16 protein-coding genes are annotated in these 21,401 nt (G+C 71.2%); 8 read left to right on the forward strand and 8 right to left on the reverse strand.

Annotated elements, in window-relative coordinates; translation table 11 throughout:
* Positions 1-19 precede the first annotated feature (19 nt).
* A complete protein-coding gene (locus ACLBWJ_RS04945) occupies positions 20-970 on the forward strand; it encodes an aldo/keto reductase (RefSeq protein ID WP_282502214.1) in 951 nt (316 codons plus the stop codon).
* A gap of 101 nt (positions 971-1,071) precedes the next feature.
* Here the strand turns inward: ACLBWJ_RS04945 and ACLBWJ_RS04950 are convergent, their stop codons facing one another.
* The gene (locus tag ACLBWJ_RS04950) at positions 1,072-2,193 is read right to left on the reverse strand and encodes a substrate-binding domain-containing protein (protein ID WP_274177471.1); all 1,122 of its coding nucleotides are present in this window, start codon (positions 2,191-2,193) and stop codon (positions 1,072-1,074) included.
* Positions 2,194-2,308: 115 nt separating this feature from the next.
* On the opposite strand from ACLBWJ_RS04950, the gene ACLBWJ_RS04955 reads away from it, so the two are divergent.
* Both ACLBWJ_RS04955 and ACLBWJ_RS04960 read left to right on the forward strand, forming a co-directional pair.
* Entirely contained in the window at positions 2,309-7,726 is a 5,418-nt protein-coding gene (locus tag ACLBWJ_RS04955) for an Ig-like domain-containing protein (protein ID WP_447659833.1), read from the forward strand.
* Between the two features lie 171 nt (positions 7,727-7,897).
* Positions 7,898-8,524 carry a helix-turn-helix transcriptional regulator gene (locus ACLBWJ_RS04960; RefSeq protein ID WP_112613567.1) on the forward strand — a complete coding sequence of 209 codons (627 nt, stop codon included), beginning with the start codon at positions 7,898-7,900 and terminating at the stop codon, positions 8,522-8,524.
* Between the two features lie 36 nt (positions 8,525-8,560).
* On the opposite strand, the gene ACLBWJ_RS04965 is transcribed toward ACLBWJ_RS04960, so the two are convergent.
* Positions 8,561-9,127, reverse strand: a complete 567-nt coding sequence (locus tag ACLBWJ_RS04965) for a TetR/AcrR family transcriptional regulator (RefSeq protein ID WP_274177469.1) — start codon at positions 9,125-9,127, stop codon at positions 8,561-8,563.
* 23 nt (positions 9,128-9,150) lie between these two features.
* Here ACLBWJ_RS04965 and ACLBWJ_RS04970 point away from each other — a divergent pair, with 23 nt between their 5' ends.
* Positions 9,151-10,329, forward strand: a complete 1,179-nt coding sequence (locus tag ACLBWJ_RS04970) for an MFS transporter (RefSeq protein WP_274177468.1) — start codon at positions 9,151-9,153, stop codon at positions 10,327-10,329.
* A 14-nt stretch (positions 10,330-10,343) separates the two neighbouring features.
* Here the strand turns inward: ACLBWJ_RS04970 and moaA are convergent, their stop codons facing one another.
* Positions 10,344-11,354 (reverse strand): GTP 3',8-cyclase MoaA, encoded by a 1,011-nt coding sequence (gene moaA, locus ACLBWJ_RS04975; RefSeq protein ID WP_112613561.1) that lies wholly within the window; start codon positions 11,352-11,354, stop codon positions 10,344-10,346.
* 197 nt (positions 11,355-11,551) lie between these two features.
* On the opposite strand from moaA, the gene ACLBWJ_RS04980 reads away from it, so the two are divergent.
* The 4 genes from ACLBWJ_RS04980 (at position 11,552) to cydC (ending at position 17,473) form a co-directional block, all read left to right on the forward strand.
* Positions 11,552-12,979, forward strand: coding sequence for a cytochrome ubiquinol oxidase subunit I (locus ACLBWJ_RS04980; protein WP_447659834.1), 1,428 nt, complete (start codon positions 11,552-11,554; stop codon positions 12,977-12,979).
* 10 nt (positions 12,980-12,989) lie between these two features.
* Positions 12,990-14,021 carry a cytochrome d ubiquinol oxidase subunit II gene (cydB, locus tag ACLBWJ_RS04985; protein ID WP_112613557.1) on the forward strand — a complete coding sequence of 344 codons (1,032 nt, stop codon included), beginning with the start codon at positions 12,990-12,992 and terminating at the stop codon, positions 14,019-14,021.
* Between the two features lie 87 nt (positions 14,022-14,108).
* The gene (gene cydD, locus ACLBWJ_RS04990; RefSeq protein ID WP_447660085.1) at positions 14,109-15,815 is read left to right on the forward strand and encodes a thiol reductant ABC exporter subunit CydD; all 1,707 of its coding nucleotides are present in this window, start codon (positions 14,109-14,111) and stop codon (positions 15,813-15,815) included.
* Complete coding sequence (cydC, locus tag ACLBWJ_RS04995) at positions 15,812-17,473, forward strand: thiol reductant ABC exporter subunit CydC (RefSeq protein ID WP_447659835.1); 1,662 nt, start codon at positions 15,812-15,814, stop codon at positions 17,471-17,473. Before cydD ends, cydC begins: the two co-directional genes overlap by 4 nt.
* Positions 17,474-17,592: 119 nt before the next feature.
* Here cydC and ACLBWJ_RS05000 read toward each other — a convergent pair whose 3' ends face one another.
* The 5 genes from ACLBWJ_RS05000 to ACLBWJ_RS05020 are packed head-to-tail and all read right to left on the reverse strand — an operon-like array spanning position 17,593 to position 21,305.
* Entirely contained in the window at positions 17,593-18,198 is a 606-nt protein-coding gene (locus ACLBWJ_RS05000; protein ID WP_282502208.1) for a GNAT family N-acetyltransferase, read from the reverse strand.
* A 16-nt stretch (positions 18,199-18,214) separates the two neighbouring features.
* Entirely contained in the window at positions 18,215-19,294 is a 1,080-nt protein-coding gene (locus tag ACLBWJ_RS05005) for an ABC transporter ATP-binding protein (protein ID WP_447659836.1), read from the reverse strand.
* On the reverse strand, positions 19,291-20,070 hold the full coding sequence (locus ACLBWJ_RS05010) for an ABC transporter permease (protein WP_345840773.1): 780 nt from the start codon (positions 20,068-20,070) through the stop codon (positions 19,291-19,293). Before ACLBWJ_RS05010 ends, ACLBWJ_RS05005 begins: the two co-directional genes overlap by 4 nt.
* 53 nt (positions 20,071-20,123) lie before the next feature.
* Positions 20,124-20,909: a molybdate ABC transporter substrate-binding protein gene (gene modA / locus ACLBWJ_RS05015; protein WP_447659837.1), complete on the reverse strand. Its 786-nt coding sequence runs from the start codon at positions 20,907-20,909 to the stop codon at positions 20,124-20,126.
* Positions 20,910-20,912: 3 nt separating this feature from the next.
* Positions 20,913-21,305: a TOBE domain-containing protein gene (locus tag ACLBWJ_RS05020; protein ID WP_112613545.1), complete on the reverse strand. Its 393-nt coding sequence runs from the start codon at positions 21,303-21,305 to the stop codon at positions 20,913-20,915.
* Positions 21,306-21,401 lie beyond the last annotated feature (96 nt).

Here is a 21,401-nt window from a genome sequence, read left to right on the forward strand (position 1 = left end):
CCCACACCTTGAACCCAACATGAGCACGATCGGAAACAGCGACCTCTCCGTCTTCCCCCTCGCCCTCGGCGGCAATGTCTTCGGCTGGACCGCCGACCGCGACGCGTCGTTCGCGATCCTCGACGCTTTCGTCGAGGGAGGCGGCAACTTCGTCGACACCGCCGATTCCTACAGCGCCTGGGCGCCCGGCCACAGCGGCGGCGAGAGCGAGACGATCATCGGCGAATGGCTCGCCGCGCGCAGCCGCCCCGAGGTCGTCGTGGCGACCAAGGTCAGCCAGCATCCCGACTTCCGCGGCCTGTCCGCCTCGAACGTCCGCGCTGCCGCGGAGGCATCGCTGAAGCGCCTGGGCGTCGACGCGATCGACCTCTACTACGCCCACTTCGACGACGAGGAGACCCCTCTCGAAGAGACGGTCGGCGCGTTCGGCCAGCTCGTCGCCGACGGCCTCGTCCGCCACATCGCCGTGTCGAACTACACCGCCGAGCGCATCGAGGAGTGGCTGCGCATCGCCGACGAGACCGGCGTCGCCCGCCCCGTGGCCATCCAGCCCCACTACAACCTCGTGCACCGCAACGAGGTCGAAGACACGATCGTGCCGATCGCCGAGCGCGAGAACCTCAGCCTCGTCCCCTACTTCGCTCTGGCGAAGGGCTTCCTGACCGGCAAGTACCGGTCGACAGACGCCTCGGGGCACGACACCCCGCGCGCCGAGGGCGCCGCCGTGTATGCGACGCCGCAGGGCCTGCAGATCATCGAGACGCTCGAGCGCATCGGCGCCGCACACGACGTGTCGATCGCCTCGGCCGCTCTCGCGTGGCTGCGCTCGCAGCCGACCGTCGTCGCGCCGATCGCGAGCGCCTCGCGCCTCGAGCAGGTGCAGGGCCTGCTCGACGGCGGACGCGTCGAGCTCACGGCCGACGAGATCGCCGAGCTCACCCGCGTCTCGACGTGGAGCCCGGAGGCCTGACCCGCGGCATCCGTAGCTCGGAGAATCACGCGAACCTCGGAGCCCCGCGCACGCGGGCTCCGAGGTTCGTCATATGCTCCGACGTTCGCGTCGACGCGCGCTCATCGCCGCAGGTCGACCGCAGTGGAGTCGCGGGCATGCAGCGAGGGCAGCACGTGGGTGCGCTGAACGGGTCGCGCGGCCCCGCCGGCCAATCGCGCCGTCACCGCCTCGACCGCGAGCCTGCCGATGTGCTGCTTCGGCGGCCGCAGAGCCGTGATGGCGGGCTCGGCGCTCGCAGCGACCTCGTCGTCGTAGGCGATGATCGCGAGGTCGTCGGGCATGGACCACCCGAGGTCGCGCGCCTGCTGCTGCACGAGGACCGCCTGAGGGTCGGAGTGGACGAGCAGCGCGGTCGTCCTGCTCCGGCGGCACTCGGCGAGCAGGTCCGCCACGACGCTCTCGCGCGTTGCGGCGTCGAGCTCGTCGAGGGAGAGATCGCGGTCGATCGTCGGGACGAGCCCGTCGTTCTCGATGGCACGCCGCCAGCCGCGTCGCAACGGGGGTGATGTCGGCGAACCGGCCGATGTCACGAAGCCCACGCGGACGTGTCCGCGCGCCGAAAGATGGGCGGCGGCCAGCGATCCTCCGAAGTCGTGGTCGGTCGTCACCCACTCCAACCGGGTGAGCGCGAGGTGCGAGGGAGCGCTGCGCTCCGCCAGGACGACGGGGATCGGCAACGCGTCGAGCCAGTGCAGCAACGCCGCACCGTCGGCTCCGAGCGTCTCGGGCGCCACGATGAGCCCGTGAAGATCGCCCATGTCGAGCAGCGACGAGATCTGACGGCGTTGGTCGTGCACCGAATAGCTCGCCCCCCGCAGGATGAGCTGCACGCCCGCATCCGTCGCCGCAGCACGGGCACCGATCACGATTTGCGGCCAGTAGTAGGTCAGCGACGGGACCACCATTCCCACCCGGAACAGAGTCGGACGTCTGCCGCCCACCCCGAGCGGTACCGAGGTGTCGAGGCGGCTGCGCAGAGTGGCTCCGCCATGCACCCGCGTCAGCAGCCCGCGGTCGGCGAGGTAACCGATGTCGCGGCGGATCGTGAGTTCCGCGACCCCGAAGCGGCGAGCGAGATCGGCGACACGGACCGAGCCCGCGTACCGGAGCTCGTCGAGGATGCGCTCGCGGCGCGACACCGCGAATCTCGCCCCCATCGGCTCCTCCACGCCACCCACCATAGCGATCGCCTCGGTTCGAGTGTGTTCGAACGCGATCGGATGCCTCGCCTCGATGGCGCCCGGGTGGTTCCCTCGAAGCATCCCCACTGGACCTTCACCGACGAGGAATCCACCGATGACGAAGATGTCATGGGCTCGGGCGTTCGCGCCCGTCGCCGCCGCTCTCATCACGACGACCGGACTGGTCGTCCCCGCAACCGCGGCGAACGCCGTACCCCTCTCGTCCGTCGCAGCGGATGCCGCCACGGCGACCTCCGGCGCTTCCGAGCTGCCCACGCTCACCTATGACGACGTCGCAGAATGGGCCGAGCTGCTCGTGGACGGCGAGGACGTCGAGCGCGATGCATCGGGCTCGCCGTTCAACACATTCGGCGGCTTCGGCTCGGTGTCGTGCAACAACACCTCGAACCTCCTCCTCGATTACAAGGAGGAGCACCCGGACGTCTATTGGCGCATCCTGCGGATGCTGTTCGACCCGGTGGAGGGCGCGGGTCTGAAGCACATCAAGGTCGAGCTCGGCGCGGACAACAACACCTCGTCGGGAACCGAGCCCGCCACGAAGCGATCAGCCGACGAACCTGCCAACGTGCTGCGCGGCGCCGGCTTCCACTTCATCGCCGATGCGAAGTCGATCAACCCGGACGTCGAGGTCGAGGCCCTCCGCTGGGGCGAGCCGTCGTGGACGAAGGCCGAGCCCGACCTGCGATACCAGTGGTACAAGGAGACGATCGACGCCGCCTACGACACCTACGGCGTCGAGTTCGACTACCTGAGTCCGTCGCAGAACGAGGTCCACGCGAACTACATCGGCTCCGAGCTCGCTTGGACCGTCGACTTCGCGAAGCGCCTCGAGGCCGACGCGCAGGCGGAGGGTGCTCGCTACGACTACGGGAACATCAAGATCGTCGCTCTCGACTCCTACCGCAACGTCGGTCAGGTCTCGCGAGCCATCCTCGCCAGCCCCGAGGCGCTCGAGCAGGTCGATGCGATCGGCTACCACTACGACATCTCCGGTGATCCGGCGCTGACCCGCCTGAACAAGGAGTTCGGGATGGAGGTGCTCTACTCGGAGGGCGTCGCGCCGATGATCGACCCCGAGTACCGCGTGCAGGCCGACCCCGCGCGCGGCGGCATCGGGGGCACCGTCGGCGCCGTCGACATCGCCGACCGGTTCATCAACGCCTACCGGTGGAGCGGCTCGAGCGCCGACCCCGGGCACATGACGACGTTCCTCTTCCAGCCCGCCGTCAGCGCGCTGTACGAGGGCTCGCAGTACTCCCCGAAACACCTCATCCGGGCGTCCGACCCGTGGTCGGGCTACTACGAGGGCGGTGTCGGCATCGCGCTGGTGCGGCACTTCACGCAGTTCATCGAGGAGGGCTGGGAGTACATCGAGGGCGCGTCGGGCGGTGACGGGCAGAAGGGCGACGGCGGAACCGTCGTCGACACCTCGACCCGCACGGCGCTGACCCTGCGCACACCGGAGGCCGACGTGGCCGCCGGTGAGAACCTCGAATTCAGCCAGGTGCACGCCAACAACACCTCGCGCGTCCGCAACTTCGAGGTCAAGGTCGCGAACCTCGACACCGACGAGGACACCCCGCTGTACGTGTGGGAGACCACGGGACCGGATGCCGGCGACGCGTTCGACGCGGACTGGTTCCAGAACACCGGAAAGGTCGTCCCGGTGCGCACCGAGACGACGGACGGGGTGGAGTACGACGTCTACCGGGTGCAGGTGCAGCCGTACTCGATCCTCACGCTCGCGACGCAGCAGCACGGCATCCATGACGCCGCGACCGACTACGAAAGCGGCCAGTACGCCGCCACGGTGACCGACGACGTCCTGCCGCTCCCCTACACCGACGACTTCGAGTACGCCGACTACGCCGTTCAGGACGTCGGCGGCGTCCCGATGGACTACGTCACCCGCCGGGGCGGGTCGCCCCGCTACACCGCCGACCAGAACGGCGCGTTCGAGGTCATCGGCACGGATGCCGGCAACGTGATGCACCAGGCGATCCACGCCGACAACCGCGGCTACACCTGGAACGTCTGGGGCGACGGCTCGCAGCGGAACCCCTCCACCACGACGCCGGCGACGGTACTGGGCGACCACACCTGGACGAACTACACCGCGAAGATCGACTTCCGCCTCGACGGTGTGGTGCGTGACGCATCGCTGGCGAACTTCGCGGGCCTCGGGGTGCGGCAGACGACCACCGAGGGCACCGGCGCGGACCTCGCGACCTACACCGCTCGCGTGCACGCCGACGGAACGTGGGAGCTGCGCAAGCTCGGCCAGAACGTCGCGACCGGCACCATCTTCATGTTCGACGCCGATGCGTGGCACGAGCTCGAGGTCGAGGCCCGCGAGAACGTCATCACCGTCCGCCTCGACGGTCAGCAGCTCGGCACCTACGCCGACACCACGCCGAACCCGACGATGGCCGGGCGCGTCTCGATCGTGAGCGGCTACTACAACACCCAGTTCGACGACCTCGCGGTCAGCCCCATCGAGGATCTGTCGTGGCACGCCGTGAAGGTCGATGACGCCGACGCCCGCATCGCGTACCCGCAGGGCTCGTCGTTCACGCAGGCCGGCTATGCCCACTACAACCGCACGCAGCACGTCGTCGCCGCGGGTCGCTCGTTCGCCTTCGACCTCGAGGGCACCGGCTTCAACCTCAACGGTGCGACGGGCGCCTCGGTCCTCTCGATCATGATCGATGATCAGCCGGCACGCTCCGTCACCGTCTCGGGCATCGGCAACCGTCAGACCTCGGCATGGGTGCGCGGACTCGAGGATGGCCCGCACCGCGTGACGGTGCAGGTCGTCTCGGGAACCTTCAGCCTCGACAGCGTCGACCTGCTCGTCGGCGGATCGAGCGGTGGCACGGCCGACCCCGAGCTGCGGCCGGTCGAGGTCCTGACGGCGCTTCCCCGCCTGTCGACCGCTCCCGCGGCGGTCCCGGGGCTGCCCGACACCGTGCGCGCTCGCAGCGAGGCCGGCGGCGAGATCGACGCCCCGGTGACGTGGAGCACGACTCCCGCGCAGTTCGGCACCGCCTACGATCTCGTGAAGGTCGACGGTGTGTTCCGCGACAACCCGGCACTGGCGGTCAGCGCCTACGTCGAGGTGGTGCCCGCCGGCATCCGCTACTTCGTCGATGCCAACGCCCCCGCCGATGCGCCGTCGTATCCCGCGGTTCGGGATGCCGCGGCCGACACTCTGCGCAACACCGCCGCCGACGCCGCCTACTCGGCGAGCGCCGGATGGGGCCGCGTCGGATCGGCGTCGGCGAAGGGCCGTTTGAATCAGACGCCGTACGACAAGACGCGCGAGACCGGCTGGTACAGCGCGAACGCGGCGACCCCCCTCGTCTACCGCTTCGCCCTGGAGGCGGGCGAATACGACATCGCGACCGGCCACACCGAGTGGTGGAACCCCGGCTCGGGGCGCAGCCGGGTGGTGACGGGTACGGTCGAGTACACCGCGGGCGGCGAGACCGTGCAGGTGTCGATTGGCAGCCACACCTTCGCCAACGGCAGCCTCGGCCAGAACACCGTACTGCGAGGTGGATTCACTCTCGACGCAGCGACCGACGTGACGGTGCGGATCAGCGGAACCGGCGGAACGGAGGCCCCGGCCCTCAGCTGGATCGGCATCTCCGACCACACCGAGACGGCCGATCGCACCGAGCTCGCCGCGGCGTTGGCCGAAGCGACGACGGCGCCGCGGCAGGCCTACACCCCCGAGACCTGGCAGGCATTGCGCGACCAGGGCCTCGCGGCCAAGGCCGTTCACGACGACCCGACGGCGACGCAGGAGCAGGTGGATGCCGCGACCGCGGCGCTGCGCGCGACGATCGACGCCCTCGTCGAGGTCGCCTACCTAGCACTGCCCGACTACCGCGTCGCCGTGGTGGCAGGCGAGGAGCTCGATCTCCCCGACACGGTCGAGCTGGCGACGCGCAGCGGTGCGACGCAGGAGGTCCCCGTGCAGTGGCAGGAGACGCCGACCGCCGAGACGCCCTACGCGGTCGTCCCGGTCGCAGGTCGCGCCGGTCAGACCGGTCAGACACCGGTGACGCTCCAGCTCGAGGTCGTGCCGGACGGCGTCGTTGCCTTCGTCGACGCGGCATCCACGCAGGGCGCCGCCGACCCCGAGGCGCCGGGGGCGTCACCCGCCTTCGATGCTGTCGCCGAGCTCCGCGGCGACGCGCTCATCGGCGACGTCCCCGATCAGGTGTTCGACGACGAGACCGGGTGGGGGCTGCGCAACCCGATCGGGTCGGGCGAGAGCTATGTCGGCCTCCGCGCCCGCGGCACCGGCGTCTACGACAAGAGCCGCACCACCGGGTGGTGGGCGAGCTCAGGCGGATCGGTCGACTACGGCTTCACCCTCCCCGCCGGCTCGTACGAGCTGACCAGCGGGTACCAGGAATGGTGGAGCGTGACGCGCCAGGTCGCACCGAGCGTCGAGATCGGCGGCGAGCGGATCTCCGGCGATCGGGTGAACCTGTCGGGATCGACCCCCCAGGGCACCTCGACGATCGCGTTCACGCTCGACGAGGAGACCGTCGTCGACTTCCGGGCCGCGCGCGGCACCGGGACCGCGGACCCCGTGCTCAGCTGGATCGCCATCGCCGATGTCACGGCGCCCGGCGCACCCTCCGGCGTCGCGGCCGAGGCGACGTCGACGACGACCGCGACGGTGTCGTGGCAGGCACCAGCGGGTGCCGGTACCCGGTACGACGGTTTCCGTGTCTTCGTGGGCGACGCGGCCGAGCCGGTGTGCGAGGTGGCATCGGATGTCACCACCTGCGAGGTGACCGGGCTGACCGCGGGCAGCACCTCCGACGTCTCCGTCGTCTCTTTCGACGCCGATGCCGAGAGCGAGCGCGCCACGGTGAGCCTCGTCCTGCCCGAGGTGCCGGCCGACGACGCCCGCTCGGTACCCGGCAAGGCGGTGCTGAGCTCGGACGACGGCTGGGACACGGGCCTGAGGGACGGGACGTTCCGGGTCACCATGAACCTCTGGTGGGGTCAGAACGGTTCGCTGTTCAAGCTCTACCGCGACGGCGAGCTGGTCGGGTCGGTGCCGTTGGAGATCGCGAGCGGCCCGAGCGCACAGCAGGCGGTCGTCGACATCGCGGGGCTGCCGAACGGCACCTACCGGTTCACCGGTGAGCTGGTGAACTCGCGCGGGACGACGGCGACGGCACCGCTGACGGTGACCGTGACCGACGCCTCCCCCGGCTCGCCCGTGCTCTCTCACGACAACCACGACGGCGACGGCAGCTACACCGTGCGCGCCGACATGTGGTGGGGCACGAACGCGACCTCGTACCGGTTCCTCGAGAACGACGTCGAGGTTGCCACGGGAGACCTCGCGTCCGCCAGCCCACGAGCCCAGATGGCGACGCTCGCGGTGTCGGGCAAGACCCCCGGGCGGTACCGGTACGTCGTCGAGTTCATCAACGCGGCGGGCACGACGGTGAGCAGGCCGCTCGTGGTGACCGTGCGGTAGCGGCATCCGTAGCTCGGAGAATCACGCGAACCTCGGAGCCCCGCGCACGCGGGCTCCGAGGTTCGTGGCTTTCTCCGAGGTTCGCCGGCCGAAGTGCTCGACGGCGTGAGCAAAACGACAAAATTCACGGTGTGGTAGGACCACACCGGTTTTCCGTGTTTAATGAGTCCTATGAGCACCGCGACCGTCGGATACAGCGCCATCTCGAGCTACTCCCGCGTGGAGATCCTGCACCTCATCCAGGAGCAGCCCCGCCGGACGATCCTCGAGCTCCAAGAGGCCACCGACCTGCACCCCAACACCATCCGCGAGCACCTGGCACGCCTGATCTCCGACGGGTTCATCGTGGCCGAGAAGGAGCACCGCACCACCCGCGGCCGCCCCCGCGTGCTCTACAGCGCCGCTGACGGCGACGCGACCCGTAGCGCCATCCAGCGCCGCAAGGTGCGGGATGCCGCGCAGCGCGGCGACCTCATGCGCCGCGTCCTGACCCTCGACGTGCCGGACGTGCTCGAGACCCGCGCCCTGCACCAGATCGATGCCCTCGTCGAGGAGCTCGAGGACGAGGGCTTCGACCCGATCATCGACGACGCCGCGCTGACCGTCGACCTCACCCCGTGCGCCCACGCGACGGCGCAGGCGGATCACCGCGAGGTGCTGTGCAGCGTGCACTTGAGCCTGCTGCAGGGTGTGCTCACCGAGGCGGGCGGACCGCTCGCTGTAGATGGCATGCGCTCCTCGTGCGACCCGTCGGTGTGCATCATCCAGCTGCTGCACGCAGCGACCACCCACGACTGACCCCGATCGGGCTGGGCACGGCACCCGAGCCCGGCGTCAGACCCCGGCGGCCGCGATCAGGATCGCCGCCGTCGAGCGCGCGTGCGCGGTGTCGTGATCGCGCTCGCGCAGCCGCATCGCCAGGTCTCCGCTGACGACGAGAAGCAGCCGCTCCGCAAGCTCGTCCGCGGCGGCGCCGGCGACGGGACGCGCGAGCGCCGTCAGCCGCGCCCGCATGCCCTCGGTGTCGGCGCGGACAGCGGATGCCACCTCCGGCGGCGGGTCGGCATACTCCGCGGCCGCCCCGAGGAAGGCGCACCAGCGCGACCCGCGTGGCTCGTCGCGGAACGCCGCCAGCGCGTCGAACACCGCCAGCAGGCGCTCCACGTCGTCGGCGCTGCGCGCCACAGCGGCATCCCACGTCTCCAGCCACACCCGCTGCCGCCGCTCGAGCGCCGCCGCGAGCACCGCCTCTTTGCTGGGGAACCCGCGGTAGAGCGTCGCCGCCGACACGCCAGCACGCGCGATCACCGCATCGATCGGCGTCGCGGCGATGCCCTGCGTGAAGAAGAGGTCCTCGGCGGCGTCGAGGATGCGTTCCTCCGTGCGCGGCCGCATTCCCATGCCAGCACTCTATGCTCGGTAAAGTGAAACGGTCGTTTTTGTTTTGGCGGTGGCCCCTCGTCGCTTCGGGTGTCGCGCTCATCGCGGCGACCTACGGCCTCGTGCGCCTAGCCTTCGGACTCCATCTGCCCGATATGAGCGACGACCTCGGGATAGACACCGGCGCGGCCGGCCTCATCTCGGCGGCGGGCTCGATCTCGTACGCGGTCGCCGCGGTGATCGGGTTCCTCGCCGCCGAGCGCCATCCCCGGCTCCTCGTGATCGCAGCGACCCTCACCGCAGGCGGCGGCGCCGTCGGGATCGCCGTGGCGACGGATGCCGCGACCTGCGCCCCCGCGGCGGCGATCGCCTCGGCCGGGGCCGGGCTCGCCTCCCCCGCCCTCGTGCGCCTGGTCGCTCGCACCTTCGCCGAGCATGAGTCGAGCACGCCGCAGGCGATCGTCAACGCCGGAACCGGCCCGGGCCTCGTGGCTGCCGGAGCAATCCCCCTGATTCTCACCGCCGATTGGCGCATGTGCTGGATGATCGCGGCCGTCGCCACCGCGGTGGCGGGGATCGCCGTCCTCATCACCGACCGCGCGCGCGAAAGCGCACCGGTCGACACGCGCGCGAACCGGCCCGCCATCCTCCCGCCGCGCGAATGGTGGGCGGCGCATCGGTCCGCGGTCGCGGCATCCGTCCTCCTCGGGGTCGGCGCGTCCGCGATCTGGAACTACGGCCGTACCGTCCTGGTCGAGGCGGGAGCATCGGAGGCGCAGTCGGTGACGTCCTGGATCCTGCTCGGATGCGGCGGCGCCGCCGTCATCGTCACGTCGCGGCTTCTGCGCGGGCTGCAGCCGCGCGCCCTCTGGCTGATCGGCGCGAGCCTCATCAGCGTGTCGACGCTGGCGATCGGCGCTGCCCCGGCCCAGGGCACGCTCTCCGCCGCAGCGTGCGCCGTGTTCGGGTGGGCGTACGTCACGGCGTCGGGGGCCCTCATCGGATGGACGACGCAGATCGATGCTGCCCACGCGGCAGCCGGCACAGCCCTGCTGTTCGTGACCTTCATGGTCGGCCAGGCGCTCGGAGCGGCGGTTCTCGGCGCCCTGCTCCCCCTCGTCGGGCCCGTGACCGGGTTCGCCGCCGCGGCCGCTCTGGGCATCGCCGGCGGCGCGAGCCTGATCGCACCGGCCCGCCGCGAGGCGACCGCACCCCGCGTCTGAGCCTCGACCTCGGCCTAGCCGCCGATGGCGTTCATGCCGCGCGCAGGCTGCAGGAAGGCGGGGTCGTCGATCGCGTGACCGGCCTTCTTACCCGCGATGCAGTTGCGCAGCACCTGATCGATCCGGTCGGCACGGCCCTCGGGCGTCATCTCCGAGCGGAGAACCGGGAGCAGGTCGTACTCGTCGATCGAGAAGAGGCAGTTGCGCAGCTGACCGTCGGCCGTCAGCCGCATCCGGTCGCACGCACCGCAGAACGGCGCCGTCACCGACGCGATGACGCCGACCGTGTGCGGGCCGCCGTCGAGGCGCCATCGCTCGGCGGGCGCACCGCCACGCCCGGGGACGGGCTCGAGACTCCAGCGCGCGGACAGCGCCTCGAGGATCTCCTCTCGGGTGACCATGGTGGACCGGTCCCACGTGTGCCCGGCATCGAGCGGCATCTGCTCGATGAAGCGCATCTGGGCGTCGTGCTCGACGGCGAAGGCCACGAGGTCGGCGAGCTCGTCGTCATTGACGCCGCGCATGGCCACCGCATTGATCTTCAGGGGGCGGAGCCCGGATGCCTGCGCGGCGCGCACGCCGTCGAGCACGTCGTCGAGACGGTCGCGACGCGTGAGGTTGCGGAACCGTTCACGGTCGAGGGTGTCGAGCGAGATGTTCAGGCGAGCCAGCCCGGCGGCGACGAGGTCGGGCAGCACCTGAGGCAGCCGGATGCCGTTGGTGGTCATGGCGATCTCGATCGGGCCGTCGGATGACTCGATCGCCGCGAGCCGCCGCACGATCTCGACGAGGTCCGTCCGCAGCAGCGGCTCGCCGCCCGTGAGCCGGAAGGTCGTGATGCCCGCCGCAGCCGCGACGGTGGCGATCTCGACGATCTCGTCGAGGGTGAGGATGCTCTGCCGAGCGAGCCACTCGTTGCCCTGCTCGGGCATGCAGTACGTGCAGCGCAGCGAGCAGCGGTCGGTCAGCGATATGCGCAGGTCGCGGTGGACCCGGGCGAATCTGTCGACGAGCGGCTCCCCCATGGGTCGAGCGTAAGCGGCTCCGGTGCACCCGCGGGTCGATCCCGCCCGATCGGCCCGCGTCGGCTGTGGTCTGACAGCACCTTGATAAGTGGTCAGACCACGCGTAGCATTATTCCCGGCCGCCCCTGAGACCGGGGAAAACCACACTCGATACCTTCAGCCTGTCGAAACCTTCGCCTCCCGAAAGGCACCTCCCGATGGACTTCCTCGATCCGCTCCTGCTGGCCCGCTGGCAGTTCGGTCTGACGACGCTTTACCACTACCTCTTCGTGCCGCTGACCCTCGGGATGGCTCTCGTCGTGGCGATCTTCCAGTCGGTGTGGCACCGCACCGGCAACGTGAAGTGGCTGCACCTGACGCGCCTGTTCGGCAAGATCTTCCTCATCAACTTCGCGATGGGCGTCGTCACGGGCATCGTGCAGGAGTTCCAGTTCGGCATGAACTGGTCGGCCTACTCGCGTTTCGTCGGCGACATCTTCGGCGCACCGCTGGCCTTCGAGGGCCTCCTCGCCTTCTTCTTCGAGGCGACCTTCATCGGCCTGTGGATCTTCGGCTGGGACAAGCTCCCGAAGGCGCTTCACCTGTTCTCCATCTGGATGGTCGTGCTGGGCTCGACCCTGTCGGCCTACTTCATCCTCGCGGCCAACGCGTTCATGCAGAACCCGGTGGGGTATCAGATGGCCGCCGACGGCGGCCGCGCCGAGCTCATCGACTTCGGGGCGGTCCTCACCAACCCGATCGTGCTGGCCGCCTTCCCGCACACGATCTTCGCCGCGTGGATGTTCGCCGCCGCCGTGGTCATCGCGGTCGCCGCCTGGCACCTCTCTCGCGCGCAGCACATCGAGACGATGCGTCCCGCGCTCCGCTTCGGCATGTGGGGCATGATCGTCTCGTTCGTCGGCGTCGCCCTCTCGGGCGATCAGCTGAGCCTCGTGATGGTGGCGACGCAGCCCATGAAGATGGCCGCGGCCGAAGCCATGTTCAACAGTGCCTGCGGCGCGGATGCATCCTTCTCGATCTTCTCCATCGGAACGCCCGATGGCACCGAGGAGATCTGGTCGCTGCGCGTGCCGTACCTGCTGTCGTTCCTCTCGACCCACAGCTTCGACGGGTGCGTCGAAGGGCTCAACGACCTTCAGGCCCAGTACACCGAGACCTTCGGTGCGGGCGTCGATTACCGCCCGATCGTCTGGGTCACCTACTGGTCGTTCCGCTGGATGATCGGCCTCGGCGGTGTCGCCACCCTCATCTCGGTCGCCGGCCTCTGGCTGACCCGCAAGAAGGCTCAGCGTCTCGTGGCCCGCTGGATGTGGAAGGTCGCGATCTGGTCCGCGCCCCTCCCCCTCCTCGGCAGCCTCGTCGGCTGGGTCTTCACCGAGATGGGCCGCCAGCCCTGGATCGTCTTCAGCCTGATGCTGACCGAGGACGGCGTCTCACCGAACGTCCCCGGCTGGACGGTCCTGATCTCGCTGATCGCGTTCACCGCGGTCTACGCCTCGCTCGCCGTCGTCGAGTTCGGCCTCATCCGCAAGGCCGCACAGAAGGGCCCCGACCCGCTGCCCGAGCCGGGCTCGCCCGAAGCCGAGAACCCCTCGGCGTCCCACACGCAGACCACCGTCTACTGAGGAGCACGACATGGATCTCGCATACGTCTGGTTCTTCATCGTCGGAGTCCTGTTCGTGGGCTACTTCGTCCTCGACGGGTTCGACTTCGGTGTCGGGATGTCGCTGCCCTTCCTCGGGAAGGACAACGTCTCACGGCGCCAGATCATCAACACGATCGGTCCGGTCTGGGACCTCAACGAGACCTGGGTCATCGTCGCGGGCGCGTGCCTCTTCGCGGCCTTCCCGGAGTGGTACGCGACCCTCTTCAGCGGGTTCTACCTGCCACTGCTGCTGATCCTCATCGCCCTGATCCTGCGCGGGGTCTCGTTCGAGTACCGCCACCAGCGCGATGATGCCACCTGGCGCAAGCGCTTCGACCTCATGATCGTCGTGGGCTCGGCGCTCCCCGCCTTCCTCTGGGGCGTCGCGGTCGCCAACATCGTTCAGGGCGTGCCGATCGACGCCGACAAGGAGTTCACCGGCACCCTGTTCACGCTGCTGAACCCCTACGGCCTGCTCGGCGGGGTCGTGACGCTCCTGCTGTTCTTCACGCACGGCGTCTACTTCGTCGCTCTCAAGACCGACGGTGACGTCCGCGAGCAGGCCCGCCGGCTCGCGACGAAGTCGGGACTGCTGACCCTCGTCGCGGCGGCCGTCTTCCTCGCCTGGACCGTGCTGTCGGCCATGGGGGCCCAGGCGCCGCTGCTGCCGCTGGTGTTCGTGACGGCCACCGTCGCCGCGGTCATGCTGATCGGGGCCATTCTCGCCAACGCGACCGGGCGTGAGGGTTGGGCCTTCGCGGGAGGTGCGGGAACCGTGATGTTCGCCGTCCTGACGCTGTGGCTCTCGCTCTTCCCGAACGTCATGCCGTCGTCGACGGATCCCGCATGGAACCTCACGATCGAGAACGCGTCGTCGACGGATTACACGCTGACGATCATGACCTGGGCGGCCGTGATCTTCCTGCCCCTCGTGCTCCTCTACCAGGGCTGGACGTACTGGGTCTTCCGCAAGCGCGTGACCCGGGCACGCATCGAAGAGGCCGAGCTCGTCACCCACTGACCGAGTGACGGGATGCCTCGGATCCGCGCGATCGCGCCGGACCCGAGGCATCCCGGTCCCGGGGTAAGGCAGGATCGAAGGGTGAGCATGGACGACCCCGAGGCGCCCGCGCGCTCGAGCGGACGACCCGTCGATCCGCGGCTGCTGCGCTACGCCCGCACCTCGCGCCTCTTCTTCGTCGCGATCGGCGCGATCGGCCTCGCCCAGACCGCCGTCGTCGTCGGGCTCGCCTGGCTGACCACGCAAGCGATCGTCGGAGCCATCGGCGGGATGCCGGTAGCCGACCTCATGCGCGTCCTCGCCGCCCTCGCCGCCGTCGTCGCCGCGCGCGCCGGGCTCCTCTGGCTGCGCGAGGCCGTCTCTGCTCGCGCCGCCGCCCGGGTGCGCAGCGAGCTGCGCGGCGGGCTCACCTCGGCCGTCGGTCGCCTCGGCCCCGGCTGGCTCGCGAACCGCAACTCTGCTCAGCTCGCGGTGACCGCGGGCCGCGGCCTCGACGCGCTCGACGCCTACTTCGGCCGCTACCTGCCGCAACTCGTCCTGACGGTCATCGCGACCCCGGTGCTCATCGCCGTCATCTGGTGGAGCGACTGGATCTCGGGCGTGACGGTCCTGCTCACGATGCCGTTGATCCCGCTGTTCATGGTGCTGATCGGACTCGCCACCCGCGCGGTGCAACGCGCGCAGTGGCAGACCCTCCGCCAGCTCGCAGCCCGCTTCGCCGACACCGTCCGCGGACTTTCGACCCTCACGGTGTTCGGCCGGCAGCACCGCGCCGCGTCATCGATCGAACGGGTGACCGAGAACTACCGCATCGAGACGATGCGCGTGCTGCGGGTGTCGTTCCTGTCGGGCTTCGCGCTGGAGTTCCTCGCGTCGATCTCCGTCGCGATCGTGGCGGTGTCGATCGGCTTCCGGCTCATCGACGGCTCGCTCGCCCTGTCTGTCGGACTCTTCGTGCTGCTGCTGGCCCCCGAGGCCTACCTTCCGCTTCGTCAGGTCGGGGTCCAGTTCCACGCCGCCGCAGAGGGTGTCGCGGCCACCGACGACGTCTTCGAGGTACTCGACGCGGCGCGCGCGCTGCCGCCGCAGGATGCCGCGAGCTCAGCGTCGACGACGGACGCCGCGACGAGCGTCGCGGCGGAGCGCGGCATCCTCCGCGCCCGTGAGCTCCGGGTGCGGCGCGGCGATTCGCTGCTCGCACCCGTGTCGTTCACGGCGAGGCCGGGCACGATCACGCTCCTCTCCGGGCCGAGCGGCGCGGGCAAGTCGAGCGTCTTCGCCGCACTGCGCGGCGTCGCCCCGTTCGAAGGGGAGCTGACCCTCGACGGCGAGCAGGTTCCGCCGCCGGCGTCGTGGCTCGCCTGGGCCGGACAGGACGCGGGGCTGATCGCCGGCACCGTCGCCGAGAACGTCACGCTCGGCGCTTCGACGGACCGCGTCGCCGGGCCCGCGGGTGAGCGCGCCGTCGTCCGCGCGCTCGCGGCCGCCGGCGCCGCTGACCTCGACCCGGCGCTCGAGCTCGGCGTGCGCGGCGCGGGCCTCTCCGGCGGGCAGGCGCAGCGCGTCGCGGTCGCCCGGGCTCTCTTCCGGCACGTGAACAGCGGTGCGCCGGTGGTCGCGCTCGACGAGCCGAGCGCCGCACTCGACGCCGAGACCGAGGCCGCGCTCTGGCAGAGCCTCCGCCGTGTCGCTGACGACGGCGCGACTGTCCTGCTCGTCTCGCACCGGGAGTCTGCCCGGTCGATCGCCGACGTCCTCGTCGACGTACGACCCCGATCGGAGGTGACGGCATGACCACGACGTCCGAGGTGCTTCGCGGCGCGATGCCCCCGCCGCGACGGTTCTGGCGCGCCCTCGCGACCGGGTTCGCCACGGAGGCCTCGGCCGTCGCGCTCCTCGCGTGCAGCGCGTGGCTCATCGTCCGCGCGAGCGAGCAGCCCGCGGTGATGTACGTGATGGCGGCCGTCGTCGGGGTGCGGGCGTTCGCGATCTCGCGTGCCGTCTTCCGCTACCTTGAGCGCCTCACGTCGCACGATGCGGCGCTGCGTCAGCTCGCAACGACGCGGACCGACCTCGTCCGACGCCTGATCCCGCTCGCACCCGACGGGCTCGGCCGCATCCGCCGCGGATCCGCGCTCTCCGCCCTCGTCGACGACGTCGACGACCTGCAGAACCTGCCGCTGCGAGTGGTGGAGCCGCTCGTGGCCTCGGCCACCGTCGCTCTCGCCGCCGTCGTCTTCGTCGCGACCGTCTCGTGGCCGGCCGGGCTCACCCTGCTCGGCTGCCTCGTCGTCGCCGCGGCGGCGGCCACCGGCTGGGGCTGGGTCGCGGGTGCTCGCGCGGAGCGCACGATCGCCCCGCTCCGCGCCCGGCTCGCCGACGCCGTCGCCGACCATCTCGGAAGCCTCGACGTGCTGCTGGCGTACGGGGCCGAAGAGCAGAGCCGTCGCCGTGTCGAGGCAGCGGACGCCGACCTCCGACGTGCGGTCGTCCGCCGCGCCGGTGCGCAGGCCGGAAGCGCAGCCATCGTCTCGCTCGCCGCGGGCGCCGCATCGATCCTCGCCGTCATCGTCACCGCCCCGGATGTCACCGCCCTCGGCGGTCCGTGGCTGGCGGTCGCCGTGCTCGTGCCGATGGCCGTGTTCGAGGTCTTCCAGACGGTTCCGCTCGCAGCGGCATCCTGGCGTCAGGTGCACGCGTCGGCGGAACGGATCGCCGAGACCGTGCCCGGCGACATCCCATCGGGACTCGTTGCGAGCAGCGTCGCACCCACGGGTGTCGCGCCCGCGCTCGGCGACGGCCTGCACCTCCGCGACGTGTCGGTGACGTGGCCCGGAGCCGATCGGCCGGCCCTCGCGGGCGTCGACCTGGATGTCCGCCCGGGTGAACGCCTGCTCGTCGTCGGCTCGAGCGGTGCGGGGAAGTCGACGCTCGCGCATGCCCTTGTGCGCTTCCTCGACGTCGATGGGAGCTACCGGATCGGGCGCACAGACGTGACCGGCCTCTCCCCCGACGACGTGCGCCTGACGGTGGGACTGTGCGAGCAGCAGCCGATGCTCTTCGACGAGGACATCCGCCAGAACCTCCTGTTCGCCCGCGACACCGCGACCGACGCCGAGTTGGAGGCCGTGCTCGAACGCGTCGGCCTGGGCGGCTGGCTGCGCGAGCGCGGCGGTCTCGACGCTCGCGTCGGCGAGCACGGCGCGCTCGTGTCGGGCGGCCAGGCGCAGCGCATCGCGCTCGCTCGTGCGCTGCTGCACGGCTTCCCCGTGCTCGTGCTCGACGAGCCGACGGCCGGGGTCGACCCCGCGGCATCCGACGCGCTGATGCGCGATCTGCTCTCGGCCGTCGACGAGGAGCGCGCCGTCGTGCTCATCTCGCACGTCCGGGTGCCGGGCTCGCTCGTCGACCGCACGGTCCGCATCTCCGACGGGCGCCTGTTCACCGGCTGACGCGCGGCCCCCACCCCGCGCCCACCCGCCCCCCACACCCCGCGCGGTCCCATTTCGGCCGGGAAACCCGCCCCCAAACCCGGCCCAACGGGGACCTCGGCGAGCCGCGTGACCGGGCCTCAGCGGTCGAGGTCGATGCCGAACGCCTGCGCGCCGGGCGAGGAGGGCAGGCGCTCGAACCCCAGGCGGTCGTAGAAGGCGAGCGCCCCGTCGTTGGCCGCCGACGCGACCAGGTGCAGACGGATGACGCCCGACGCGCGGAGCTGCTCCGACACCCGGTCGATCAGCCGTCGCCCCCACCCCTGCCCCTGGGCCGCGGGCAGCAGGTCGATGTGCAGGTGCGCGGGATAGGTCGCGGCGAGCGGCTCGGCTCCGGGGCGTCGACCGTAGGCGTATCGCAGCGTCCCCGCCTGCCGCGAGGTGTCATCGGGCGAGGGCACGGGCCAGCGGTCGGCGAACCGCGGCCACCAGTCGCCGCGGAACCACTCCTCGAAGGCATCGGTGTCCGGCGTCGCGACGACGTAGCCGATCGCCCGGTCCTCGTCATCGGCCACGACGAAGGCGGAGTCGGGATGCCGCTCGGCGTAGGGCAGCACGAAGATCGCTCCCCAGATGTCGTCGTCGTCGAAGAGTCCGGTGGCATCGGAGCCGTGGTCGGCGGTCCGCAGACAGATCTCGCTCAGCGCGGCGTCATCGCCGGGCCGGACGGCGCGCATGTGGGGCATTCCCCCATCGTGCCACTCAGTCCCATGTGATCGCGGCGGTCGGCAGCGAGAGCTGCACGAGGCCGCCCGCGCCGAGGTCCGCGGCCAGATCCACCGGGATGTCGACCGCCGCCGGCGGATCGGAGACGATCACCCGGACTCCGCCGACGGTGGGCTCGAGCCGAACGACGCGAGCCCACCACACGACGCGGTCGGCGTCCGACGGCGCAGCCCCCGACCGCGCGAGCCCGTCGCCGGCCGCGACCCCCTCGAGCCGGACGTCGCTCGGGCGGAACAGAGCGGCAGCGGCACCACCGTCCGCGCCGGGCCGGGGCACCGCGAGGGTGCCGGCCTGCCAGACCGTGTCATCGCCCTGGCCGACCACGTTGCCGACGACACGGTTCACTCCCGCGATGGCAGCACCGAACGCCGTGGCGGGGGTCCGCAGCACCTCTCGGACGGCGCCGCTCTGGGTCACGAGTCCCGCTTCGAGCACCACCAGCCGATCGGCCACCGCCGCCGCATCGAGGGCGTCGTGGCTGACGATCACGGCCGTCGCCCCGGCAGCCCGCAGCTGTTCGCCGAGCATCGCCCGCAGTGACGCGGCCGTCGCCGGATCGAGCGCCGTGAACGGCTCGTCGAGCAGGATGATGCGGGGCCGCGCCGCGAGCGCGCGGGCGAGGGCGACGCGCTGCTGCTGCCCCCCGGAGAGCTCCCGGGGATGCCGGCCGCCGACCCCGGCGAGCCCGACCCGCTCGAGCCATTCGTCGGCGATGAGGCGCGCCCGGCGTGCCGGCTCTTTGCGAGAGCGGAGCCCGAAGGCCACGTTCTCGCGCGCCGAGAGGTGCGGGAAGAGGCCGGGGTCCTGACGCAGCATCACGATGCCGCGGTGCTGCGGCGCCACGCGCCTGCGGGGGCTCGCGACCTCGTCGTCGTCGACGCGGATCGATCCCGCGTCGAGCGGCACGAGGCCCGCGATCGCCTCGAGCACCGTCGTCTTCCCCGCGCCGCTCGGCCCCATGACCGCGACGACCTCCCCCGGTTCGGCGACGAGGTCGACGGTCACGGTGAGGCCGGGCCGCTGCACCCGGACGCGTGCCGTGAGCCGGGCACTCATCGGGCACCGCCCGGCCGCCAGGCCCGCACGAGCAGAAGCGCGGCGATCGCGGTGATGAGCAGGAGGAGCGACAGTGCCACAGCCGTGCCCTGCGACACCCCGGCACCGTTGAACGCCGTGTAGATCGCCAGCGGCATCGTCTGCGTGACGCCGGGCGCGTTGCCGGCGAACAGTGCGGTGGCGCCGAACTCGCCGAGGGCGCGGGCGAAGCACAGCACGGTCCCTGCGATGAGCCCGGGCGCGGCGAGCGGCAGGGTGACCCGGAACAGGATGCGCCACCGTCCCGCCCCGAGCGCGGCGGCGGTCTGCTCGTACCCGACTCCCGTGGCGCGAAGTGCGCCCTCGAGCGCGAGCACGAGGAAGGGCAGAGCGACGAAAGTCTGCGCGATCACGACAGCCACGGTGGTGAACGGGATGCGGATGCCGGCTTCGCCGAGCATCGCGCCCAGCCAGCCGGTCCGCCCGAAGAGGAACAGCAGGGCGACGCCGCCGACCATGGGGGGCAGCACGAGCGGGACCGTCACGATGGCTCGCAGCACCGCCGCACCGCGGGCGCCTGCCCGGGCGATCGTCAGGGCGAGCGGAACGCCGAGCACGATGCACGCAGCGGTGGCCGCGAGCGCGGTCTGCAGCGAGAGCGCGAGCGCCGCGCCGGCCTCGGGCGACGTGACGTCGGTCCACACCGTCGTGGGGTCGACGCGGCCCACCAGGGCGGCCAGCGGGACCACGAGCAGCGCGAGCCCGACGACCGCCGGCACGAGAAGGACGCGCGGCACATACCCCGGCGCGCTGCGGCGCGTCGTCCGGTGACCGCCGGCCCCACCGCCGCTCACGGCGCCCCGAAGCCGAGACGGCGCAGCACCGTCTGGCCGTCTTCGGACAGCACGTAGGCGACGAACTCCGCGGCGGCCTCGGGCGACCGCGCGTCGGCGAGCGCCGCGATCGGATACCGGTTGACGACTCGCTCGGCGCCGGCGACCTCCACCGTCTCGACATCGCCGGTGAGGGCGGCATCCGTGACGTAGACGAGGCCGGCATCGGCCTCGCCGCCCGCGACCTTCGTCAGCACCGCGGTGACGTTCTGCTCGTAGCTGTCGACGCTCGGAGTGACACCGGCGTCGCGGAGAAGCGTCTCCGAGGCCGCGCCGCACGGCACCGCCTGTGCGCACAGCACGACGGTGCGGTCGGCGTCGGCGAGGTCTGCCAGGCCGGTGATCGAACCGGGGTTCCCGGCCGGCACCACGAGGGTGAGCCGGTTCGTCGCGAAGACGTCCGGGGCGGCGGCGAGCCCGGCGTCGACGACCTTCTGCATGTTCGCCTCGTCGGCCGAGGCGAACACGTCGCCGGGGGCTCCCTCGATCAGCTGCGTCGCGAGCGTCGACGACCCGTCGTAGCTGATGGGCGAGATCGTGACGGAGGGATGCCGCTGCTCGAACTGCGACGCCAGCTCGTCGAATCCCGTCTTCAGCGACGCGGCAGCGAAGACGGTGACCTCGCCCGAGACCTCGGATTCCGCGGTGCCCGGCCCCGACTCCGCGACGCCGCCCGCGGCGCACCCCTCCAGGAGGAGCATGACAGCCGCGAGGGCGGCGACGGTGATTCGCCGTGTGCGCACGGCTCAGTCCTTCGGAGTCTCGACCACGACCGTCGTGGCCTTCACGACCGCGACCGCGAGCGATCCGGGTTCGAGCTCGAGTTCGCGCGCCGCCTCGGCCGACATGAGCGACACGATGCGGTGCGGTCCCGACTGCACGTCGACCTGGGCCATCACCCCGTCGATCTGCACGCGGGTGACAAGGCCGACGAAGCGGTTGCGGGCGCTCGAGAGTCGGTCGGAGGGGTCCGCCGCGGCGGAAGCGAGCTCGACCGCGTGCGCGGCGAGCGCGTCGCCGGGCACCCTCGCCGGGCTGTCACCCGAGACCGGAAGGACACCCTGCTCGATCCAGCGGCGCACGGTGTCGTCGCTGACTCCGAGCAGGCGGGCCGCCTCCGAGATGCGATACGTCGTCATGGGCCGAACATACCCGCATCTGCGGAGCAGAAGGAGCGAATCCGCCGCATCCACGGACGCTCGCCCCGGGCCCGCCCACGTCCGCCCCCGCTACCC

This window comes from Microbacterium sp. M4A5_1d (genome assembly GCF_053345465.1).